We start from the raw sequence: 19,606 nt of genomic DNA on the forward strand, positions 1-19,606 counted from the left end.
ACCTCTGCTCGGAAGCAAGAGGGGCGCGACCAACTCGCCGAAGCAGGAACGAGGGTGCTCGTAGCCTGTGCAGCGGGCACTCGATCACAGCAGCCACCAGTGGTAAGACACAACATGTATCATGTGCCGCAGGTGCAAGGATGACCTGTCGAGCGGTACCTGTCCGAGCCCTGAATAATTCACTGACTAGCTGCAAGGCCATTCCAACATGCGCATTCTTGTCACTGGCGGCGCCGGCTTCATCGGCTCGGCGCTGATCCGCCACCTGATCGGCAGCACCGAGCACGAGGTCCTGAACCTCGACAAACTGACCTACGCCGGCAACCTGGAATCGCTGCAAGGCATCGCCAGCGACGCCCGCTATGAATTCGTCCAGGCCGACATCTGTGACCGCGCTGCGCTGGATGCCGTGCTGCAACGCTTCGCCCCGCAGGCGATCATGCACCTGGCGGCAGAGTCCCATGTGGACCGCTCCATCGATGGCCCCGCCGCGTTCATCGAGACCAATGTGGTTGGCACTTACACGCTGCTGGAAGCCACCCGCGCCTACTGGCTGGAACTGCCCGCCACCGAGCGCGCCGCGTTTCGCTTCCACCACATCTCTACCGACGAGGTGTACGGCGACCTGCACGGCGCCGACGCGCTGTTCACCGAAACCACGCCCTACGCCCCGAGTTCGCCCTACTCCGCGAGCAAGGCAGCCTCCGACCACCTGGTGCGTGCGTGGCACCGCACCTATGGCTTGCCGGTACTGCTGACCAACTGCTCTAACAACTACGGCCCGTTCCACTTCCCGGAAAAGCTGATCCCGTTGATGATCCTCAATGCCCTGGCCGGCAAGCCACTGCCGGTGTACGGCGATGGCCAGCAGGTGCGCGACTGGCTGTTCGTCGAAGACCACGCCCGCGCCCTGCTGACGGTGGTGACCGAGGGCAAGGTCGGCGAAACCTACAACATCGGCGGCCATAACGAGCAGAAGAACATCGATGTTGTACGCACCCTCTGCGCCCTGCTCGAAGAGCTGGCGCCCCAGCGCCCGGCCGGCGTCGCCCATTACGCCGACCTGATCACCTTCGTCCAGGACCGCCCTGGCCACGACCTGCGCTACGCCATCGACGCCGGCAAGATCGAACGCGAACTGGGCTGGGTACCCGCCGAAACCTTCGAATCCGGACTGCGCAAGACCGTGCAGTGGTACCTGGACAACCTCCCGTGGTGCCGTCACGTGCAAGATGGCACCTACCAGGGCGAGCGCCTGGGCCACTCCGACTTCAAGGACCTGATCGCATGACCAAGGGCATCGTCCTCGCCGGGGGCTCCGGCACCCGCCTGCACCCCATCACCCTCGGGGTCTCCAAGCAGTTGCTGCCGATCTACGACAAGCCGATGATCTACTACCCGATCTCGGTGCTGATGCTTGCTGGCATCCGTGACATCCTGCTGATCTCCACGCCCCAGGACCTGCCGCAGTACCGCCAGCTGTTCGGCGACGGCAGCGCGTTCGGCATCAACGTCAGCTATGCCGAGCAGCCTTCACCCGATGGCCTGGCCCAGGCGTTCCTGATCGGTGAGGACTTCATCGGCGACGACGCGGTGTGCCTGATCCTCGGCGACAACATCTTCCACGGCCAGGGCTTCAGCGAGCAGTTGCAGCGGGCAGTCGCCCACCCCTCGGGCGCCACGGTGTTCGGTTACTGGGTCAAGGACCCGGAGCGCTTCGGCGTGGTCGAGTTCGACGTCCATGGCCGTGCCCTGTCGATCGAGGAAAAGCCCGCGCAGCCGAAGTCCAGCTACGCCGTCACCGGCCTGTACTTCTACGACAACGACGTGGTCGAGATCGCCAAGACCATTCGCCCCTCGCCGCGCGGCGAGCTGGAGATCACCGACGTCACCAACGCCTACCTGCAGCGCGGCGACCTGCGCGTGGAGCGCTTCGGCCGTGGCTTCGCCTGGCTCGACACCGGCACCCACGACAGCCTGCTGGAAGCCTCGCAATACGTGCAGACCATCGAGCACCGGCAGGGCCTGAAGGTCGCCTGCCTGGAGGAAATCGCTTTCCAGAAAGGCTGGATCAGCCGTGACCAACTGCTGGCCAAGGCCGCTGAGTTGAAAAAGACCGGCTATGGCCAATACCTGGGCAAACTGGCCGAAGAGACGCCATGAAGATCATCCCCACCACGATCCCTGACGTGCTGATCGTCGAACCCAAGGTGTTCGGCGACAGCCGCGGCTTCTTCCTCGAAAGCTTCAATGCCCGCGACTTCGCGGCGCAGACCGGCCTCGGTGCAAGCTTCGTCCAGGACAACCACTCGCGCTCCCAGCGCGGCGTGCTGCGTGGCCTGCACTACCAGGTCGACAACCCCCAGGGCAAGCTGGTGCGCGTCACCCAGGGCGAGGTGCTGGACGTGGCCGTGGACATCCGCCGCAGCTCGCCGAGCTTCGGCCAGTCGGTGGTGGTGCGCCTGAACGCCGACGACCACCGCCAGCTATGGATTCCGCCAGGCTTTGCCCACGGTTTCCTGGTGCTCAGCGAGAGCGCCGATTTCCTCTACAAGACCACCGACTACTACAACCCCGCCGCCGAGCGCTGCATCCGCTGGGACGACCCGGACCTGGCCATCGACTGGGGCCTGCGCGAACCGCCGCAACTGTCGGCCAAGGACCAGGCCGGCGTGTGCCTGCGCGATGCCGAGCTGTTCCCATGAAGATCCTCGTGTGTGGCCGCAACGGCCAGGTGGCGCACGCCCTGCAAGCGCACCTAGCCGGCCTGGGCGAGGTGCATGCGCTAGGCCGCGAACAGCTCGACCTGGCGCACCCCGAGCAGCTGCGCGCGCCGCTGCGCCAGCTGGCGCCCGACCTGATCATCAACGCCGCCGCGCACACGGCGGTGGACCAGGCCGAAAGCGAGCCGGCGCTGGCCTTCGCGATCAACGCCGAAAGCCCGCGCGTGCTGGCCGAGGAAGCCGCGCGGCGGGGCGTGCCGCTGATCCACTACTCCACCGACTACGTGTTCGATGGCAGCAAATCCACGCCCTACACCGAAGACGACGCCACCGGCCCACTGGGTGTCTACGGCGCCAGCAAGCTGGCCGGCGAGCAGGCGATCACCGCGGTTGGCGGCCAGCACCTGATTCTGCGTACCAGCTGGGTCTATTCGCGCCATGGCCGCAACTTCCTGCTGACCCTGCAGCGCCTGCTGCAGGAGCGCCCGCAGGTGCGCGTGGTGGCCGACCAGTTCGGCGCGCCCACCTGGGCCGGCAGCATCGCCGCCGGCACCCGCGCCCTGGTCGAGCGCTGGTGCGCGGGCGAGGCCGGGGCCTGGGGCACCTACCATTTCACGGCCCAAGGCGAGACCTCGTGGTTCGGTTTCGCCGAGGCCATCGGCGCCCACCTGAAGGCCCAGGGCCTGCCCTGCGCCGAGCTGCTGCCGATCACGTCCAGCGAGTACCCGACCCCGGCCCGCCGCCCGCTAAACTCGCGCCTGGACTGCACACGCCTGGCCAGCGAGTGGCACCTCAGCCTGCCGCAATGGCGCCAGGCGCTGATCGACTGCCTGAAGTAGCGCATAATTGCGCCAGACTTTTCTGGCGCAACCGGTGATGACCTCGACTCCCCTCGTTTCACGACGCCCCCGCTGGCGCAGCCTGGCCCTGTTGGCCGTCTGCCTGGCACCGCTGCTGTGGCCGCTGCACCACCTGGCCGAGCGCTACTACCAGGACCAGTTGGCCTCGCAGAACCGCCAGACCCTCGACCTGTACGTGGCCAACCTGCTCGGCACCCTGCACCGCTACGAGACCCTGCCGCAGATACTCGGCGACTTGCCCGCCCTGCGCGGCGTGCTGGCCGACCCCTTCCGCCTGGAGTCGGTGACCAACGCCAACCGCCTGCTCAAGACGATCGTCCAGCAGACCGGGGCCGAGGTGATGTACCTGATGGACGTCAGCGGCAACACCCTGGCCGCCTCCAACTGGGACAAGCGCGACAGCTTCGTGGGCCGCAACTTCGCCTTCCGCCCGTACTTCATCGAAGCCATGGAGGGCCGCCTGGGGCGCTTCTTCGGCCAGGGCACCACCTCGGCCAAGCGCGGCTACTTCTTCGCCGCCGCCGTGCGTGACCGCGACCGGGTGGTGGGTGTGCTGGTGGTCAAGGTCGACCTCGACCACACCGAAACCCTCTGGGGCCGCACCCCGGAGCAGTTGCTGCTGACCGACCAGAACGGCGTGGTGGTGCTGACCTCGCGCGCCGAGTGGCGCTTCCGCGCCACGCGTCCGCTGACCGAGCAGGAGCGCAAGGCGATGATCGCCATCCAGCCCTACCCGACCCAGGCGCCACAGCCGCTGAACCTGGAACCGGAAGCCTGGCTGACGCAAACCCGCGATATCCCTGAGACCGGCTGGCAGGTGAACATCCTCGCCCCGCGCATCCTGGTCGACCGCTCGGTGCAGACGGTGATGGCCATCGGCGCGGGTGCGCTGCTGGTGGCCATGCTGCTGGCGGGCCTGGTGATGCAGCGCAGACGCCACTACATCGACCGCATCGAGTTCGAGGCCCATGCCCGCCATGACCTGGAAAAGCGCGTGGTCGAACGCACCTCCGACCTCGAATGGCTGAACAACCGCCTGAAGAACGAGGTGCTGGAGCGCGAGCAGGCCCAGCAGGAGCTGGTGCGCGCCCAGGACGAACTGGTGCAGGCCGGCAAGCTGTCGGTGCTCGGCACCATGTCCGCGAGCATCAGCCACGAGCTCAACCAGCCGCTGGCGGCGATCCGCAGCTACGCCGAGAACGCCGAGATCCTCCTCGACCACCAACGCACCGACGATGCCCGTGGCAACCTCAAGCTGATCGGCGAACTGACCGGGCGCATGGCCTCGATCATCGCCCACCTGCGCGCCTTCGCCCGGCGCGACCGCCACGCCCCGGAAAGCGTGGCCCTGCAACCGGCGCTGGACGATGCCCTGGCACTGCTGGCCAAGCGTCGCCGGGCCATGGCGGTGGAACTGGTGCGCGACATTCCCGACGCCACCCTGTGGGTGCAGGCCGGTGAAACGCGCCTGCGCCAGGTGCTGGGCAACCTGCTGGCCAACGCCCTCGACGCCCTCACCGAAAAGGCCAACCCGCGCAAGCTGTGGCTGAGTGCCGAAAAGCGCGAGGACTGCGTCTACCTGTACATCCGTGACAACGGCCCAGGCTTCACCCGGCAAGCGCTGGCGCACGCCAAGGAGCCGTTCTTCACCACCAAGACCCGGACCCAGGGCCTGGGGCTGGGCCTGGCGATCTGCGAAAGCCTGATGCGTGCGCTGGGCGGCGAGCTGCTGCTGGGCAACCACCCGGAAGGCGGCGCCCTGCTCACCCTGCAGCTGCGCGTGGCCACGCCCGGTGCCAACCTGCAACCTTCGGAGGACCCCTCGGCATGACCGAGACACTGATCGACAGCCACACCCAGGTGATCCTGGTCGACGACGACCCACACCTGCGCCAGGCCCTGAGCCAGACCCTCGACCTGGCGGGCCTGAAGGTCACCACCCTGGCCGATGCCCAGGGCCTGGCCGAGCGCATCGAGCCGGACTGGCCGGGGGTGGTGGTCAGCGATATCCGCATGCCCGGGATCGACGGCCTGCAACTGCTGGAGCAACTGCACGGGCGCGACAACGAGCTGCCGGTGCTGCTGATCACCGGCCACGGCGACGTGCCGCTGGCGGTGCAGGCCATGCGCGCTGGCGCCTATGACTTCCTGGAGAAACCGTTCGCCAGCGATGCCCTGCTCGACAGCGTGCGCCGCGCCCTGGCCCTGCGCCGCCTGGTGCTGGACAACCGCAGCCTGCGCCTGGCCCTGAGCGACCGCCAGGAGCTGTCCACCCGCCTGGTCGGCCACTCGCCGTCGATGCAGCGCCTGCGCGAACAGATCGGCGCCCTGGCCGGCACCCGCGCCGATGTGCTGATCCTCGGCGAGACCGGCGCCGGCAAGGAAGTGGTGGCACGCGCGCTGCACGACCTTTCCAGCCGCCGTGAAGGGCCGTTCGTGGCGATCAACGCCGGCGCCCTGGCCGAATCGGTGGTCGAGAGCGAGCTGTTCGGCCATGAGCCCGGCGCCTTCACCGGCGCGCAGAAACGCCGCATCGGCAAGTTCGAGTTCGCCAACGGCGGCACGCTGTTCCTCGATGAGATCGAGAGCATGAGCCTGGACGTTCAGGTGAAGCTGCTGCGCCTGTTGCAGGAGCGGGTGGTCGAGCGCCTGGGCGGCAACCAGCTGATCCCCCTGGACATCCGGGTGATCGCCGCGACCAAGGAAGACCTGCGCCAGGCGGCCGACCAAGGGCGTTTCCGTGCCGACCTCTACTACCGCCTGAACGTCGCCCCGCTGCGCATCCCGGCGCTGCGCGAGCGCGGCGACGATATTCTGGTGCTGTTCCAGCACTTCGCCGATGCCGCCAGCCAGCGCCATGGCCTGTCGCCGCACGCCCTGCAACCGGCGCAGCGGGCGCTGCTGCTGCGTCACGACTGGCCGGGCAACGTGCGTGAACTGCAGAATGCCGCCGAACGCTTCGCCCTGGGCCTGGAGCTGGCCCTCGATGGCCAGGTGCCAGCCAACCCTGACAGCGCCGAACCCGCGCACGGCGGCAACCTCAGCGAACAGGTCGAGCACTTCGAGCGCTCGCTGATCGCCGCCGAGCTGGCCCAGCCGCACAGTTCCATGCGCAGCCTCGCCGAGGCACTGGGCATTCCGCGCAAGACGCTGCACGACAAGCTGCGCAAGCATGGCCTGAGCTTCGCCGGCGGCCACGACGAACATGAGGAGCAACGGCCATGAGCGATGATGCCAGCCACTACTTGCAAGGGGTGCTGCACAGCGACATTCCCCTGACCCGCGAGATGGGCCTGGAGGTGATCGACTGGCACCGTCAATGCCTGCGCCTGCAACTGCCGCTGGCGGCCAACGTCAACCACAAGAGCACCATGTTCGGCGGCAGCCTGTATTGCGCGGCGGTGCTGGTGGGCTGGGGCTGGCTGCATTTGCGCCTGCGCGAGCTGGGTATCGATGACGGGCATATCGTCATTCAGGAAGGGCAGATCAGTTATCCGCTGCCGGTCACCGGCACGGCGGTGGCCCGCTGCGCGGCGCCAGACGAGAAGGCGTGGGCGCGCTTCGTGACGATGTACCAGCGCCGCGGGCGGGCGCGGTTGGCGCTGGAGACGGTGGTGAGCAATGCCGGGAGCGAGGCAGCCGCTGTGCAGTTCACCGGGCAGTACGTGCTGCACCGCTGACGCCGCCGCCCCCTGTAGGCGCGGGCTTGCCCCGCGATAGGGGCGGCCCTGCCGTCACTGACCGATGGTTTGCGCCAGGAACGCCTGCCGCCAAACAGCCGCCGCCGGCAGGGCCAGGAAAAACGGATTGAGCAACGACGCCCGCGCCGGATAACGGAACGGCTGGCCATCCACCTCGATCACCTCGCCCCCTGCCCCTTCGAGCACGCCCTGGGCCGCCGCGGTATCCCACTGCGAGGTCGGCGCCAGCCGCGGGTAGCAATCAGCGGCCCCCTCGGCCAACAGGCAGAACTTCAGCGAGCTGCCGATATTCGCCAGCTCCAGCTCCCCCACCGTCGCCCCCAGCCCCGCCAGCAAGGCTTCCTGCTCCGGGCTGGTGTGTCGACGGCTGGCAACCACGGTAAAGCGCCCTTGCGCTGGCGGCGCGTTACGCACGCGAATCGGCTCGGCCTGCCCACCCGCCTCGGCACGCCACGCGCCCAGGGCGCGGCCGCCGAAGTAGCAGCGGCCATTGGTCGGCATCGCCACCACGCCGAACACCACCTCGCCCGCTTCGATCAGCGCGATGTTGACGGTGAACTCCTCGCTGCCGGCGATGAACTCCTTGGTGCCGTCCAGCGGGTCGACCAGCCACCAGCGCGTCCAGGTTTCACGCTCGGCCAGGGCGATATCGCAGTCTTCCTCCGACAGCACCGGAATCTGCGGCGCCAGCGCCTGCAAGCCATCGGCGATGATGCGGTGAGCGGCGAGGTCGGCGGCGGTCACTGGCGAGTCGTCGGCCTTGTTGGTCACCACCACGTCGGCGCGCCAGAACGGCAGCGTGGCCTCGCCCGCCAGGCGCGCCAGCTTCACCACCTCGTGCATCAGCCCCAGGTCGCTCATACGCTCAGCAGCCCGCGCTGGATCAGCAGGTCGCGCGCCAGGTACAGCGCCGCCAGCGCCCGGCCCTCGCTGAACTGCGGGTGCATGGCCAGGGCCGACAGCTCGCGCAGGTTGACCTTGTCGACACGCATGGGCTCGGGCTCGTCGCCCTCCAGGCGCTCTTCATAGAGGTCCGAGGCCAGCACCACCTGGATCTTCTGGCTCATGTAGCCCGGCGACAGCGACAACTCGGTCAGGTGCTCCAACTGGCGCGCGCCGAAGCCGGCCTCTTCCTTGAGCTCGCGGTCCGCCGCCGCCAGCACGTCCTCGCCCGGCTCGATCAGCCCCTTGGGCAGCGACAGCTCGTACTCGTCGGTGCCGCCGCAGTATTCCTCGACCAGCACCGCGTGCTCGGCGTCGAGCATCGCCACGATCATCACCGCGCCGTAGCCGTTGCCGCGCCCGACCAGGCGCTCGTAGGTGCGCTCGTTGCCGTTGGCGAAGCGCAACTGCACGGCCTCGACCCGGAACAAGCGGCTGCTGGCGACAATCTCGCGGCTGAGGACGGTGGGTTTCTGGCGCATGGGGGCGGCTCCTGGGCGTGAACGGGTTACTATACCGTGGCTTGCCGCCGATCGAGAATTTCCAATGCCTGCGCTTCCCTGGTCCGCCATCGATACCGTCCTGCTGGACATGGACGGCACCCTGCTCGACCTGCACTACGACAACCGCTTCTGGCTGGAGCACCTGCCCCAGCGCTACGCCGAGCTGCATGGTGTGAGCCGGGCCATGGCCGAACTGGAACTACGGCCGCTGTTCGAGCAGCACGCCGGCACCCTCAACTGGTACTGCCTGGACTTCTGGAGCCGCGAGCTGCGCCTGCCGATCCGCGAGCTCAAGCGCGAGATCGCCGAGCTGATCGCCCTCAAGCCCGACGCCGACACCTTCCTCGCCGCGCTCCGCCGTGCCGGCAAACGTGTGGTGATGATCACCAACGCCCACCGCGATTCGCTGTCGCTGAAGCTGGAGCGGGTGGAGCTGGCGCGCTATTTCGAGCGGCTGATCAGCTCGCACGACTATGGCTACCCAAAGGAAAGCGCGCAGTTCTGGGAGGCGTTGCAGGCGGATATCGGCTTCGAGCCGAGCCGGAGCCTGTTCATCGACGATACGCTGGCGATCTTGCGCAGTGCGCGCAGGTTTGGCGTAGGGCATTTGCTGGCGGTGCGTCAGCCGGATAGCCGGGCCGGGCTGCGCGATACCCAGGAGTTCGCGGCAGTCGAGGATTATCGGGCGTTGCTGGTGGGGTTGTAGGTTTTCGCCGCCTGCCGGTCGCGGCAGGCACGAGCCTCAAGCTGCGAGCTGCAAGAGAACAGCGGGGTTACGTGTAATCACGGGCCCTACTGTCTCCCTCGATTAGCTCGAAGCTTGAAGCTCGCCATGGCTATTTGCGCAACAGGCGCAAGCCATTGAACACCACCAGCAGGCTCACGCCCATGTCGGCGAACACCGCCATCCACAGGGTGGCCATGCCGGCGAAGGTGATCGCCAGGAATATCGCCTTGACCCCCAACGCCAGGACGATGTTCTGGATCAGGACTGCGGCGCTTTGGCGCGACAGCCTGACGAACGCCGGGATCTTGCGCAAATCGTCGTCCATCAACGCCACGTCGGCTGTCTCGATGGCGGTGTCGGTGCCGGCGGCGGCCATGGCGAAGCCAATCTCGGCGCGGGCCAGGGCCGGCGCGTCGTTGATGCCGTCGCCGACCATGCCCACTCGGTGACCCTGGGCATACAGGGCCTCGATGCTCTTGAGCTTGTCGGCTGGCAGCAGGTTGCCCTCGGCGCGGTCGATGCCCACCTGGGCGGCGATGGCCTGGGCGGTATGCGGGTTGTCGCCGGTGAGCATCACGGTCTTGATGCCCAGTTCGTGAAGCTCGGCGATGGCTTGGCGGCTGCTGTCCTTGACCGTGTCGGCCACGGCGAACAATGCCAGCGGGCCTGAGCGGTCGAGCAACAACACCACGGTCTTGCCCTGGCGCTCCAACTGGTCCAGTTCGGCTTCCAATTGCGGCGAGCAAAGGCCCAATTCCTCGACCAGGCGGTGGTTGCCCAAATGGTAGGCCTCACCGTCGATCTCGCCACGCACGCCACGACCGGCCAACGCCACGAATTCCTTGACCTCGGCCAGGGCGACGCCTTGCTCGCCAGCCTGCTGGGCGATGGCGCGCGACACCGGGTGGTCGGAGCGCTCGCCAAGGCTGGCGGCCAAGGCTTGGGCGCGGCCTTCGAACAGCGGGTCGAGCACCTTGAAGTCGGTTTGCACAGGCTTGCCGTGGGTGATGGTGCCGGTCTTGTCCAGGGCCAGGAAGTCCAGCTTGCGACCGCCTTCGAGGTACACCCCGCCCTTGATCAGAATGCCCTTGCGCGCCGCCGCAGCCAGGCCGCTGACGATGGTCACCGGGGTGGAGATCACCAGTGCGCACGGGCAGGCCACCACCAGCAGCACCAAGGCGCGGTAGACCCAGTCGAACCAGGCGCCGGCCATGAACAGCGGCGGAATCACCGCCACCAGCAGGGCCACGGCGAACACCGCGGGGGTGTAGATGCGCGAGAACTGATCGACGAAGCGCTGGGTCGGCGCCCGTGCGCCCTGGGCTTCCTCCACGGCCTTGATGATCCGCGCCAGGGTCGACTGGCCGGCGGCGGCGCTCACCCGGTACTCCAGGGCGCCGGCCTGGTTGATGGTGCCGGCGAACAGCTTGTCGCCCGGGGCCTTTTCGACGGGCAGGCTTTCGCCGGTGATCGGCGCCTGATCGACGCTGGATTGCCCATTGACCACTTCGCCGTCCAGGCCGATGCGCTCACCGGGCCGTACCCGCGCCAGGGCGCCGATGGCCACCTCGCGCACTTCCACCTCGCGCCATTGGCCGTCGGCCTGCTGCACCGTGGCCATGTCCGGGGTCAGTTGCATCAGGCCGCTGATGGCATTGCGCGCGCGGTCCAGGGAGCGGGCCTCGATCAACTCGGCGATCGTGAACAGCACCATGACCATCGCCGCTTCCGGCCACTGGCCGATCAATACGGCGCCGGTCACGGCGATGCTCATCAGTGCGTTGATGTTGAGGTTGCGGTTCTTCAGGGCGATCCAGCCCTTCTTGTAGGTGCCCAGGCCACAACCCAGGATGGCCGCCAGCGCCAGCAGCGCCACCAGCCACTCCGGCGCCAGGGTGGCGAAGTGCACGACCTCGGCGGCGATGGCCGCCACGCCGGACAACGCCAGTGGCCACCAGCGGGTGGGGCTGGCGGCGGGCGCGCTGGCCGTGCCGTCGTCCTCGTCGGCCAAGGGCTCGGCCTTCATGCCGAGGCTGTCGATGGCCCGTTCGATCTGCGTGGTGCCATCGTGGGTGTGACGCACGCCGAGCACGCGGTTGATCAGGTTGAACTCCAACTGCTCGATGCCGGCGAGCTTGCCCAGCTTGTCCTGGATCAGGTTCTGCTCGGTCGGGCAGTCCATGGCCTGGATGCGGAAGCGGCTCAGCCGCGCGCCGGCACTGGCCTTCTCGGTCAGCTGCACGAAGGCCGGCGCAACGGCGCTGGAGCCGCAGCAGCTGTGGGCATGGGTGTCGTGGCAAGGGCTTTTGCCGCTGTGGTCGTGGTCATGCTTGTGTTCGTGGTCATGGCTGACGGGCTGGTTCATGGGCTCATCCTTAATCAAGAGCACGCCTGTCGCCCCGCACAGGGGGCGGGTCAGGTGGATGTTGCCAAGTGAACACCCTGTAGCCACTATAGGGTCAAGCATCCTTTCGGAGATTTCGTCATGAAGATCGGAGAACTGGCCAAGGCCACCGATTGCGCCGTGGAAACCATCCGCTACTACGAACGCGAACAGCTGCTGCCGGAACCGGCCCGCAGCGATGGCAACTACCGGCTGTACACCCAGGCACACGTCGAGCGCCTGACGTTCATCCGCAACTGCCGCACGCTGGACATGACCCTGGACGAAATCCGCAGCCTGCTAAGCCTGCGCGACAGCCCGGAGGGGCAATGCGGTAGCGTCAATGCGTTGATCGATGAACATATCGCCCATGTGCAGGCGCGGATCGATGGGCTGGTGGCGTTGCAGGCGCAGTTGGTGGACCTGCGCCGACAGTGCAGCGCGCAGGGGGCGGAGTGCGCGATCCTGCAACAGTTGGAGGTCAATGGGGCGGTATCGGTGCCGGACACCGAGCATTCCCATGTGGGGCGCAGCCACGGGCACTGATCGTTAGCGAAGGTGCCCGCGAAAGGAGACGCGATCCTGGCTCAGACCGCCATCGGCGCCGTCAGCGGCGCATGGTGCTCGTAGCCTTCCAGCCAGAAATCGCTCGGCTCGATCTTCTCCAGCCACTCTGGCTCGTACTTGCCCGTCTCGGCGAACGCCGGCACCCGGTCACTGATCACCAGCTTCGGTGCCGCCAGCGGCTCGCGCTTCATCTGCTCGCCCAGCATGTCGAGGTGGTTCTCGTACACGTGCGCATCGCCGATGAAGTAGGTGAACCAGCGCGGGGTGTAGCCGGTCAGGCGGCCGAACAACGACAGCAGCGCCGCGCCCTCGGTGAGGTTGAACGGCGTGCCCAAGCCCAGGTCGTTGGAGCGGATGTAGAGGGTCAGGGAGATTTCCCTGGTCTCGACATTCGGGTGGAACTGGTACAGCAGGTGGCACGGCGGCAGGGCCATTTCATCGAGCTGGGCGCAGTTCCAGCCGTGGAACAGGATGCGCCGGCTGCCCGGGTCGTGGGCGATGGTGTCCAGGCACTGGCGCACCTGGTCGATGGCCTTGTACAGGATGACGAACGCCTGGCCATCTTCCTCGTCGCGGGCGATCTGGCGGAAACCGGCCTGCTCGGCCATCGCGATGGCCGCCGGGTTGCTCAGCGCGACGCGCTTGTAGCCCGGCCATTGGCGCCACTGCACGCCGTAGATCTCACCAAGGTCGTCGTGGCCCTGGCGGAACGGGTTGGCCAGCCACTGGGCGTTCTCGTTGGCGTTCTGGTCCCAGACCTTGCAGCCCAGCTCGCGGAACTCGCCGGCGTTCTTCACGCCACGCAGGAAGCCGACCATCTCGCCGATCGCCGACTTGAACGCCAGCTTGCGCGTGGTCACCGCGGGGAAGCCCTTCTGCAGGTCGAAGCGCAGCATGGCGCCCGGCAGGCTGATGGTGCGCACGCCGGTGCGATTCTGCTGCAGCGTGCCGTTGTCGATGACCTCACGGACCAGGTCTAGGTACTGTTTCATGGCTTACCTGTAACGAGAACGGCAGGGGGATCACCCCTGCCGTGGGATTCAGTGGGCGGGTGTCGCCGTGGGCTTGCGATTATAAGCCCACCAGATCAAGGCGAGCCCACCGACGATCATCGGCACGCAGAGAATCTGACCCATGGTCAGCCAACCCCAGGCCAGGTAGCCGAGCTGGGCGTCCGGCACGCGGACGAACTCGACGATGAAGCGGAAGATGCCGTAGAACAGCGCGAACATGCCCGACACCGCCATGGTCGGCCGCGGCTTGCGCGAATACAGCCAGAGGATGACGAACAGCGCCACGCCTTCCAGGGCGAACTGGTACAGCTGCGACGGGTGGCGCGGCAGCTGGGCCGGGTCGCTGAACGGTGGGAACACCATGGCCCACGGCACGTCGGTGGCCTTGCCCCACAGCTCGGCGTTGATGAAGTTGCCGATACGCCCGGCGCCCAGGCCGATCGGCACCATCGGCGCGACGAAGTCCATCAGCTCGAAGAACGACTTGTTGTTGCGCTTGCCGAACCATACCGCCGCCAGCATCACGCCGATGAAGCCGCCGTGGAACGACATGCCGCCCTTCCACACCTCGAAGATCAGCGTCGGGTTGCTCAGGTACTGGTGCAGGTCGTAGAACAGCACGTAGCCCAGGCGCCCACCGACGATCACCCCCATCGACAGCCAGAACACCAGGTCGGAGAGTTTCTCGCGCGTCCAGGTGGGGTCGAAGCGGTGCAACCGGCGCGAGGCGAGCAGCCAGGCGCCGCCGATGCCAATCAGGTACATCAGGCCGTACCAGTGGATTTTCAGCGGCCCGATGGCCAGGGCCACGGGGTCGATCTGCGGGTAAGGCAGCATGGTGGGTCCTCTAGATCAAAAAACTAAGGCCGACGCAGAACAGCAGCGCGGCGAACAGGCGCTTGAGCAGGCGCGGCGACAGCGTGTGCGCCAGCCGCGCGCCGAAGCGGGCGAAGAACATGCTGGTCAGGGCAATGCCGACCAGCGCCGGCAGGTACACGTAGCCCAGGCTGTGCTCGGGCAGATGCGCCTCGTGCCAACCCAGGACGATGAAACTCAGGGCACTGGCCGCGGCGATGGGCAGGCCGCAGGCCGAAGAGGTGGCCACCGCCTGCTGCATGGGCAAGCTGCGCCAGGTCAGGAACGGCACGGTCAGCGAGCCGCCACCGATGCCGAAGATCGCCGAGGCCCAGCCAATGAAGCCACCGGCGCCGATCAGCCCCGGCTGGCCGGGGATGCCGCGGCTGGCCTTGGGTTTGAGGTCCAGGGCCATCTGCAGCGAGACCAGCAAGGCGAAGGTGCCGATGATCTTCTGCAGCATCGGGCCTTGGATCAACGAGGCGGTCTTGGCGCCGATGCCGGCACCGATGAGGATGCCGACGGTCATCCACAGGAAGATCGGCCAGCGCACCGCGCCCTTGCGCTGGTGCTCGAGCACGGCGTTGACCGAGGTGAAGACGATGGTCGCCAGGGAGGTGCCGACCGCCAGGTGGGTCAATACCGAAGGGTCGAAGCCTTGCAGGGTGAAGCTGAACACCAGCACCGGCACGATGATGATGCCGCCGCCCACGCCGAACAGGCCAGCGAGCACGCCGGCGCACGCGCCCAACAGCAGATAGAGAACGAATTCCATTCGCCGCCCCAGTGGAAATCAATCCGGCATGGTAACGGATGCCAGCCCCGGCGCTCTAGTGAACTCTGTGTCAGGTGATGGCTAGCCACAGGCGCAGTGGGTAGAGTGGCGGAAAACACAGAGGCCAACCTATGTGCCTGATCGTATTCGCCTGGCGGCCTGGGCACGCCCTGCCGCTGGTGGTCGCGGCCAACCGCGACGAATTCTATGCCCGGCCCACCCAGGCCTTGGCGGCCTGGGACGATGCCCCCGGGGTGCACGCCGGGCGTGACCTGGAAGCCGGCGGCAGTTGGCTTGGGGTCGGCCCCGGCGGGCGTTTCGCCGCGCTGACCAATATCCGCGACCCGCAGCAGCCACAGGGCCCACGCTCGCGCGGCGAGCTGGTGGCCGCGTACCTGCGTGGCGATCTCGGGGTGGAGGCCTACCTGGACCAGGTCGCCAGCCACAGTGCGCAGTATTCGGGGTTCAACCTGCTGGTGGGGGATGGGCGCCAGCTCGGCTACCTGCATGCCCACGAGCCGGCGCCGCGGCTGTTGGCGCCTGGGGTGTACGGGGTATCGAACGCCGGGCTGGACACGCCGTGGCCAAAGCTGGTCAAGGCGCGGCGGGCACTGGAGGCGGAACTGCCGTTAGCCGACCCGCAGCGTTTGCTGGCACTGCTCGCCGATGGCGCGACGGCGGCGGATGGGGAGTTGCCGGACACGGGCGTGGGGCTGGCCACCGAGCGCTTGCTGTCGAGCGTGTTCATTGCCAGCCAGAGCTATGGGACGCGGGCGAGTACCGTGTTGATCGTCGACGATCGCGGCCAGAGGCGCATGATCGAGCGCAGTTTCGGGCCGTTTGGCGGTCACCTCGGCGAAGTCGAACTACGACTCTGACACCCTTGCAAGCCCGCTCCTACAAAGGGCGTGCGTGTGTCAGAGCGTTTTATTCGGCCCGATCATCCGCGCCAGCCCGAGGTTCTTCAGCGCCAGTTGCAACGCGCTGTGGATCACCTGCGGGTTGTCATGCCCCATGGCCTCGGTCAGCAGCTCGCGGGCCTTGCTCATGTTGATCTGGCGCAGCATCCACTTGACCTTCGGAAGGTTGGTGGCGTTCATCGACAGGCTGTCGAAGCCCATGGCCATGAGCAGGATCGCCGCCGCCGGGTCACCGGCCATCTCGCCGCAGATGCTCACCGGCTTGCCTTCGGCATGGGCATCGCGCACCACGGTCTGCAAGGCCTGCAGCACTGCCGGGTGGAGGTAGTCGTAGAGGTCGGCGACGCGCGGGTTGTTGCGGTCGACCGCCAGCAGGTACTGGGTCAGGTCGTTGGAGCCGACCGAGAGGAAGTCCACCTGGCGCGCCAGCTCCTTGGTCTGGTACACGGCGGCGGGAATCTCCACCATCACACCGACCGGCGGCATCGGCACGTCGGTGCCTTCGTCGCGCACCTCGCCCCAGGCGCGGTGGATCAGGTGCAGCGCCTCCTCCAGCTCGTGGATGCCGGAGATCATCGGCAACAGGATGCGCAGGTTGTTCAGCCCCTCGCTGGCCTTGAGCATGGCGCGGGTCTGCACCAGGAAGATTTCCGGGTGGTCGAGGGTGACGCGGATGCCGCGCCAGCCGAGGAACGGGTTCTCTTCCTTGATCGGGAAGTACGACAGCGCCTTGTCGCCGCCGATGTCGAGGGTGCGCATGGTCACCGGCAGCGGGTGGAAGGCCGCCAGTTGCTCGCGGTAGATCGCCAGCTGTTCCTTCTCGCTGGGGAAGCGCTGGTTGATCATGAACGGCACTTCGGTGCGGTACAGGCCCACGCCCTCGGCGCCGCGCTGCTGGGCGCGGGCGACGTCGGCGAGCAGGCCGGTGTTGACCCACAGCGGCATGCGGTGGCCGTCCGGGGTCACGCAGGGCAGCTCGCGCAGGGCGTCCAGGCCCTGGGCCAGCTGGCGCTCCTCCTCGACCACGTCGCTGTACTGCTTGCGCAGCACGTCGCTGGGGTTGGTGAACACCTCGCCCTTGTAGCCGTCGACGATCATCTCGATGCCGTCGACCTTCGAGTACGGCAGGTCGACCAGGCCCATCACCGTCGGGATGCCCATGGCCCGGGCCAGGATCGCCACGTGGGAGTTGCCCGAACCGAGCACCGAGACCAGGCCCACCAGCTTGCCTTCCGGCACTTCGCCGAGCATGGCCGGGGTCAGTTCTTCGCTGACCAGGATGGTGTTGTCGGCATACACCAGCGATTGCGAGCGGGCTTCCTGCAGGTAGGCGAGCAGGCGGCGGCCGAGGTCCTTGACGTCGGAAGCGCGCTCGCGCAGGTAGTCGTCGTCCATCAGCTCGAAGCGGCTGACGTGTTCGCCAACCACCTGGCGCAGGGCACCCTGGGCCCACTGGCCGGTCTTGATGACCTCGACCACCTCGCCACCCAAGGCGGCGTCTTCGAGCATCATCAGGTACACATCGAACAGCGCGCGCTCTTCCGGGCGCAGCTGCGTGGCGAGCTTGGCCGAGAGCTTGCGCATGTCGGCGCGCACGCCTTCGAGGGCGTTGTTGAAGAGTTTCAGTTCGGCGTCGATGTCATCGACGGTCTTCTCCGGCACCACCTCGAGGTCGGCGGGCGGCAGCATCACCACGGCACGGCCGACGGCGGCGCCCGGCGAGCCCGGCACGCCGACGAAGCGTGCCTCCTGGATGCCCTTGCCCTGGCGGCCCAGGCCACGAATGGAGCCGGTGGCCTCGGCGTGGGCGATGACCCCGGCGAGCTGCGCGCTCATGGTCACCAGGAAGGCTTCCTCGCCTTCGTCGAACTGGCGGCGTTCCTTCTGCTGGATGACCAACACCCCGACCACGCGGCGGTGGTGGATGATCGGCGCGCCGAGGAAAGACGCGAAGCGCTCCTCGCCGGTTTCGGCGAAGTAGCGGTAGCGCGGGTGGTCGGCGGCGTTCTCCAGGTTCAGCGGTTCTTCGCGGGTGCCGACCAGGCCGACCAGGCCCTCGTTGGGCGCCATGCTGACCTTGCCGATGGAGCGCTTGTTCAGGCCTTCGGAGGCCATCAGCACGAAGCGGTTGGTCTCCGGGTCGAGCAGGTAGACCGAGCAGACCTGGCTGCCCATGGCTTCCTTGACGCGCAAGACAATGATCCCCAACGCCGTCTTGAGATCTTTGGCGGAGTTCACTTCCTGGACGATCTTGCGCAGCGTATTGAGCATGGCTCGGGGTCGGACTCCGTCGTCAGTCGCGCGTCAGCAGGCGCGGGGCTAGCTCTTTCAGGGCGCGGCGGTACACCTCGCGCTTGAATGTCACCACCTGGCCCAGCGGATACCAGTAGCTGACCCAGCGCCAGCCATCGAATTCCGGTTTGCCGGTGAGGTCCATGCGCACCCGCTGCTCATTACTCACCAGGCGCAACAGGAACCACTTCTGCTTCTGGCCGATGCACAGCGGTTGGCTGTGGGTACGGACCAGGCGCTGGGGTAAACGATAACGCAACCAGCCGCGGGTACAGGCAAGAATTTCCACGTCCTCGCGCTCCAGGCCAACTTCTTCGTTCAGCTCGCGGTACAGGGCATCTTCCGGCGTTTCGTCAGGGTTGATGCCACCCTGGGGAAACTGCCAGGCATCCTGGTTGATCCGCCGAGCCCATAGCACCTGCCCGGCATCATTCGTGAGAATGATCCCGACATTGGGGCGAAAACCATCCGGGTCGATCACGGCAGCAACCTCGAAAACGCATGTCACCGCATTGTTCCACAAAGCCTGCGAGCGCAGCAACGCGCCCCGCCAAGCTTATGTGCAGCGAGGTGAAAACTCCGTATTCTGCGGGGCTTCCGATTGCTGATTCGAGTGACTGCGATGCGCCTGGCTTTATTCGACCTGGACAATACCCTCCTCGGCGGCGACAGCGACCATGCCTGGGGTGACTACCTGTGCGAGCGGGGCATCCTCGACCCGGTCGCCTACAAGAACCGCAACGACGCCTTCTACCAGGACTACCTCAACGGCACCCTGGATCTGCAGGCCTACCTGGCCTTCTCGATGGAAATCCTCGCGGCCACCGAACCCGCCCAGCTCGACCAGTGGCACCGCGACTTCATGCGCGACTGCATCGAGCCGATCATCCTGCCCAAGGCCGAGGCCTTGCTGCGTCAACACCGCGAGGCCGGCGACAAGCTGGTGATCATCACCGCCACCAACCGCTTCGTCACCGCGCCGATCGCCCGCCGTCTAGGGGTGCGCACGTTGCTGGCGACCGAGTGCGAGCGTGATGGCGAGCGCTACACGGGCCGTAGCACCGATATACCCTGCTTCCGTGAAGGCAAGGTGACGCGGCTGCAGCGTTGGATGCTGGAGAATGGGTACGGCCTGGAAGGCAGCTACTTCTATAGCGATTCGCTGAACGATGTGCCGCTGCTGGAGCAGGTGGCGCACCCGGTGGCGGTGGACCCGGACCCGAAGCTGCGTGAAGAGGCGGGGCGCCGGGGGTGGAAGGTCATTTCGCTACGGGATTGAGGCGCCTTTCAAGGCCCTGGCGCGGGGCAAGCCCGCGCCTGCCGGGATTGCGCGGTACGCGTGAAG

General features: G+C 67.0%; 19 protein-coding genes. 11 read left to right on the forward strand and 8 right to left on the reverse strand.

Annotation, left to right across the window (positions count from 1 at the left end; all coding sequences use genetic code 11):
• The first annotated feature begins 208 nt into the window (after nucleotides 1-208).
• Genes rfbB through P0Y43_RS01355 form a run of 7 tightly spaced genes read left to right on the forward strand, consistent with a single transcriptional unit; the run spans nucleotide 209 to nucleotide 7,263 of the window.
• Entirely contained in the window at nucleotides 209-1,291 is a 1,083-nt protein-coding gene (gene rfbB / locus P0Y43_RS01325; RefSeq protein WP_275635492.1) for a dTDP-glucose 4,6-dehydratase, read from the forward strand.
• Entirely contained in the window at nucleotides 1,288-2,163 is an 876-nt protein-coding gene (rfbA, locus tag P0Y43_RS01330) for a glucose-1-phosphate thymidylyltransferase RfbA (RefSeq protein ID WP_275635493.1), read from the forward strand. Before rfbB ends, rfbA begins: the two co-directional genes overlap by 4 nt.
• On the forward strand, nucleotides 2,160-2,705 hold the full coding sequence (gene rfbC / locus P0Y43_RS01335) for a dTDP-4-dehydrorhamnose 3,5-epimerase (RefSeq protein ID WP_275635494.1): 546 nt from the start codon (nucleotides 2,160-2,162) through the stop codon (nucleotides 2,703-2,705). The genes rfbA and rfbC overlap by 4 nt, the downstream gene beginning before the upstream one ends.
• Nucleotides 2,702-3,562 carry a dTDP-4-dehydrorhamnose reductase gene (rfbD, locus tag P0Y43_RS01340; protein ID WP_275635495.1) on the forward strand — a complete coding sequence of 287 codons (861 nt, stop codon included), beginning with the start codon at nucleotides 2,702-2,704 and terminating at the stop codon, nucleotides 3,560-3,562. The genes rfbC and rfbD overlap by 4 nt, the downstream gene beginning before the upstream one ends.
• A 37-nt stretch (nucleotides 3,563-3,599) precedes the next feature.
• Nucleotides 3,600-5,414, forward strand: a complete 1,815-nt coding sequence (locus P0Y43_RS01345; RefSeq protein ID WP_275635554.1) for a sensor histidine kinase — start codon at nucleotides 3,600-3,602, stop codon at nucleotides 5,412-5,414.
• Nucleotides 5,411-6,808, forward strand: a complete 1,398-nt coding sequence (locus P0Y43_RS01350; protein ID WP_275635496.1) for a sigma-54-dependent transcriptional regulator — start codon at nucleotides 5,411-5,413, stop codon at nucleotides 6,806-6,808. The genes P0Y43_RS01345 and P0Y43_RS01350 overlap by 4 nt, the downstream gene beginning before the upstream one ends.
• The gene (locus tag P0Y43_RS01355; protein ID WP_275635497.1) at nucleotides 6,805-7,263 is read left to right on the forward strand and encodes a YiiD C-terminal domain-containing protein; all 459 of its coding nucleotides are present in this window, start codon (nucleotides 6,805-6,807) and stop codon (nucleotides 7,261-7,263) included. The genes P0Y43_RS01350 and P0Y43_RS01355 overlap by 4 nt, the downstream gene beginning before the upstream one ends.
• Nucleotides 7,264-7,317: 54 nt before the next feature.
• Here the strand turns inward: P0Y43_RS01355 and cysQ are convergent, their stop codons facing one another.
• Nucleotides 7,318-8,145, reverse strand: coding sequence for a 3'(2'),5'-bisphosphate nucleotidase CysQ (gene cysQ, locus P0Y43_RS01360; protein ID WP_275635498.1), 828 nt, complete (start codon nucleotides 8,143-8,145; stop codon nucleotides 7,318-7,320).
• Nucleotides 8,142-8,708 carry an ADP compounds hydrolase NudE gene (nudE, locus tag P0Y43_RS01365; RefSeq protein ID WP_275635499.1) on the reverse strand — a complete coding sequence of 189 codons (567 nt, stop codon included), beginning with the start codon at nucleotides 8,706-8,708 and terminating at the stop codon, nucleotides 8,142-8,144. The genes cysQ and nudE overlap by 4 nt, the downstream gene beginning before the upstream one ends.
• A gap of 64 nt (nucleotides 8,709-8,772) precedes the next feature.
• Here nudE and yrfG point away from each other — a divergent pair, with 64 nt between their 5' ends.
• On the forward strand, nucleotides 8,773-9,435 hold the full coding sequence (yrfG, locus tag P0Y43_RS01370) for a GMP/IMP nucleotidase (protein WP_275635500.1): 663 nt from the start codon (nucleotides 8,773-8,775) through the stop codon (nucleotides 9,433-9,435).
• A 130-nt stretch (nucleotides 9,436-9,565) separates the two neighbouring features.
• On the opposite strand, the gene P0Y43_RS01375 is transcribed toward yrfG, so the two are convergent.
• Nucleotides 9,566-11,821 (reverse strand): heavy metal translocating P-type ATPase, encoded by a 2,256-nt coding sequence (locus P0Y43_RS01375; protein WP_275635501.1) that lies wholly within the window; start codon nucleotides 11,819-11,821, stop codon nucleotides 9,566-9,568.
• Between the two features lie 120 nt (nucleotides 11,822-11,941).
• Between P0Y43_RS01375 and cadR the strand changes: the two genes are divergently transcribed.
• Nucleotides 11,942-12,385, forward strand: a complete 444-nt coding sequence (cadR, locus tag P0Y43_RS01380) for a cadmium resistance transcriptional regulator CadR (protein ID WP_275635502.1) — start codon at nucleotides 11,942-11,944, stop codon at nucleotides 12,383-12,385.
• Between the two features lie 41 nt (nucleotides 12,386-12,426).
• Here cadR and P0Y43_RS01385 read toward each other — a convergent pair whose 3' ends face one another.
• Genes P0Y43_RS01385 through P0Y43_RS01395 form a run of 3 tightly spaced genes read right to left on the reverse strand, consistent with a single transcriptional unit; the run spans nucleotide 12,427 to nucleotide 15,049 of the window.
• Nucleotides 12,427-13,398, reverse strand: coding sequence for a thymidylate synthase (locus P0Y43_RS01385; protein ID WP_275635503.1), 972 nt, complete (start codon nucleotides 13,396-13,398; stop codon nucleotides 12,427-12,429).
• A 48-nt stretch (nucleotides 13,399-13,446) separates the two neighbouring features.
• Entirely contained in the window at nucleotides 13,447-14,256 is an 810-nt protein-coding gene (gene lgt / locus P0Y43_RS01390; RefSeq protein ID WP_275635504.1) for a prolipoprotein diacylglyceryl transferase, read from the reverse strand.
• Between the two features lie 10 nt (nucleotides 14,257-14,266).
• On the reverse strand, nucleotides 14,267-15,049 hold the full coding sequence (locus P0Y43_RS01395) for a sulfite exporter TauE/SafE family protein (protein ID WP_275635505.1): 783 nt from the start codon (nucleotides 15,047-15,049) through the stop codon (nucleotides 14,267-14,269).
• 131 nt (nucleotides 15,050-15,180) lie between these two features.
• On the opposite strand from P0Y43_RS01395, the gene P0Y43_RS01400 reads away from it, so the two are divergent.
• Complete coding sequence (locus tag P0Y43_RS01400; protein WP_275635506.1) at nucleotides 15,181-15,927, forward strand: NRDE family protein; 747 nt, start codon at nucleotides 15,181-15,183, stop codon at nucleotides 15,925-15,927.
• Nucleotides 15,928-15,966: 39 nt separating this feature from the next.
• Here P0Y43_RS01400 and ptsP read toward each other — a convergent pair whose 3' ends face one another.
• Both ptsP and P0Y43_RS01410 read right to left on the reverse strand, forming a co-directional pair.
• A complete protein-coding gene (ptsP, locus tag P0Y43_RS01405; protein ID WP_275635507.1) occupies nucleotides 15,967-18,240 on the reverse strand; it encodes a phosphoenolpyruvate--protein phosphotransferase in 2,274 nt (757 codons plus the stop codon).
• A gap of 22 nt (nucleotides 18,241-18,262) precedes the next feature.
• The gene (locus tag P0Y43_RS01410) at nucleotides 18,263-18,742 is read right to left on the reverse strand and encodes an RNA pyrophosphohydrolase (RefSeq protein ID WP_029614755.1); all 480 of its coding nucleotides are present in this window, start codon (nucleotides 18,740-18,742) and stop codon (nucleotides 18,263-18,265) included.
• A 141-nt stretch (nucleotides 18,743-18,883) separates the two neighbouring features.
• On the opposite strand from P0Y43_RS01410, the gene P0Y43_RS01415 reads away from it, so the two are divergent.
• On the forward strand, nucleotides 18,884-19,540 hold the full coding sequence (locus P0Y43_RS01415; RefSeq protein WP_275635508.1) for an HAD family hydrolase: 657 nt from the start codon (nucleotides 18,884-18,886) through the stop codon (nucleotides 19,538-19,540).
• Nucleotides 19,541-19,606: the final 66 nt, after the last annotated feature.

It is taken from the genome of Pseudomonas entomophila (assembly GCF_029193575.1).
Taxonomy (GTDB): domain Bacteria; phylum Pseudomonadota; class Gammaproteobacteria; order Pseudomonadales; family Pseudomonadaceae; genus Aquipseudomonas; species Aquipseudomonas entomophila_G.

Coding starts and splice junctions, on each gene's coding strand:
- cadR (WP_275635502.1), top strand. CDS start 11,942: ATGAAGATCGGAGAACTGGCCAAGGCCACCGATTGCGCCGTGGAAACC.
- rfbB (WP_275635492.1), top strand. CDS start 209: ATGCGCATTCTTGTCACTGGCGGCGCCGGCTTCATCGGCTCGGCGCTG.
- P0Y43_RS01350 (WP_275635496.1), top strand. CDS start 5,411: ATGACCGAGACACTGATCGACAGCCACACCCAGGTGATCCTGGTCGAC.
- P0Y43_RS01345 (WP_275635554.1), top strand. CDS start 3,600: ATGACCTCGACTCCCCTCGTTTCACGACGCCCCCGCTGGCGCAGCCTG.
- P0Y43_RS01375 (WP_275635501.1), bottom strand. CDS start 11,821: ATGAACCAGCCCGTCAGCCATGACCACGAACACAAGCATGACCACGAC.
- nudE (WP_275635499.1), bottom strand. CDS start 8,708: ATGCGCCAGAAACCCACCGTCCTCAGCCGCGAGATTGTCGCCAGCAGC.
- P0Y43_RS01400 (WP_275635506.1), top strand. CDS start 15,181: ATGTGCCTGATCGTATTCGCCTGGCGGCCTGGGCACGCCCTGCCGCTG.
- ptsP (WP_275635507.1), bottom strand. CDS start 18,240: ATGCTCAATACGCTGCGCAAGATCGTCCAGGAAGTGAACTCCGCCAAA.
- rfbC (WP_275635494.1), top strand. CDS start 2,160: ATGAAGATCATCCCCACCACGATCCCTGACGTGCTGATCGTCGAACCC.
- rfbD (WP_275635495.1), top strand. CDS start 2,702: ATGAAGATCCTCGTGTGTGGCCGCAACGGCCAGGTGGCGCACGCCCTG.
- lgt (WP_275635504.1), bottom strand. CDS start 14,256: ATGCTGCCTTACCCGCAGATCGACCCCGTGGCCCTGGCCATCGGGCCG.
- P0Y43_RS01415 (WP_275635508.1), top strand. CDS start 18,884: ATGCGCCTGGCTTTATTCGACCTGGACAATACCCTCCTCGGCGGCGAC.
- cysQ (WP_275635498.1), bottom strand. CDS start 8,145: ATGAGCGACCTGGGGCTGATGCACGAGGTGGTGAAGCTGGCGCGCCTG.
- P0Y43_RS01385 (WP_275635503.1), bottom strand. CDS start 13,398: ATGAAACAGTACCTAGACCTGGTCCGTGAGGTCATCGACAACGGCACG.
- yrfG (WP_275635500.1), top strand. CDS start 8,773: ATGCCTGCGCTTCCCTGGTCCGCCATCGATACCGTCCTGCTGGACATG.
- P0Y43_RS01355 (WP_275635497.1), top strand. CDS start 6,805: ATGAGCGATGATGCCAGCCACTACTTGCAAGGGGTGCTGCACAGCGAC.
- P0Y43_RS01395 (WP_275635505.1), bottom strand. CDS start 15,049: ATGGAATTCGTTCTCTATCTGCTGTTGGGCGCGTGCGCCGGCGTGCTC.
- rfbA (WP_275635493.1), top strand. CDS start 1,288: ATGACCAAGGGCATCGTCCTCGCCGGGGGCTCCGGCACCCGCCTGCAC.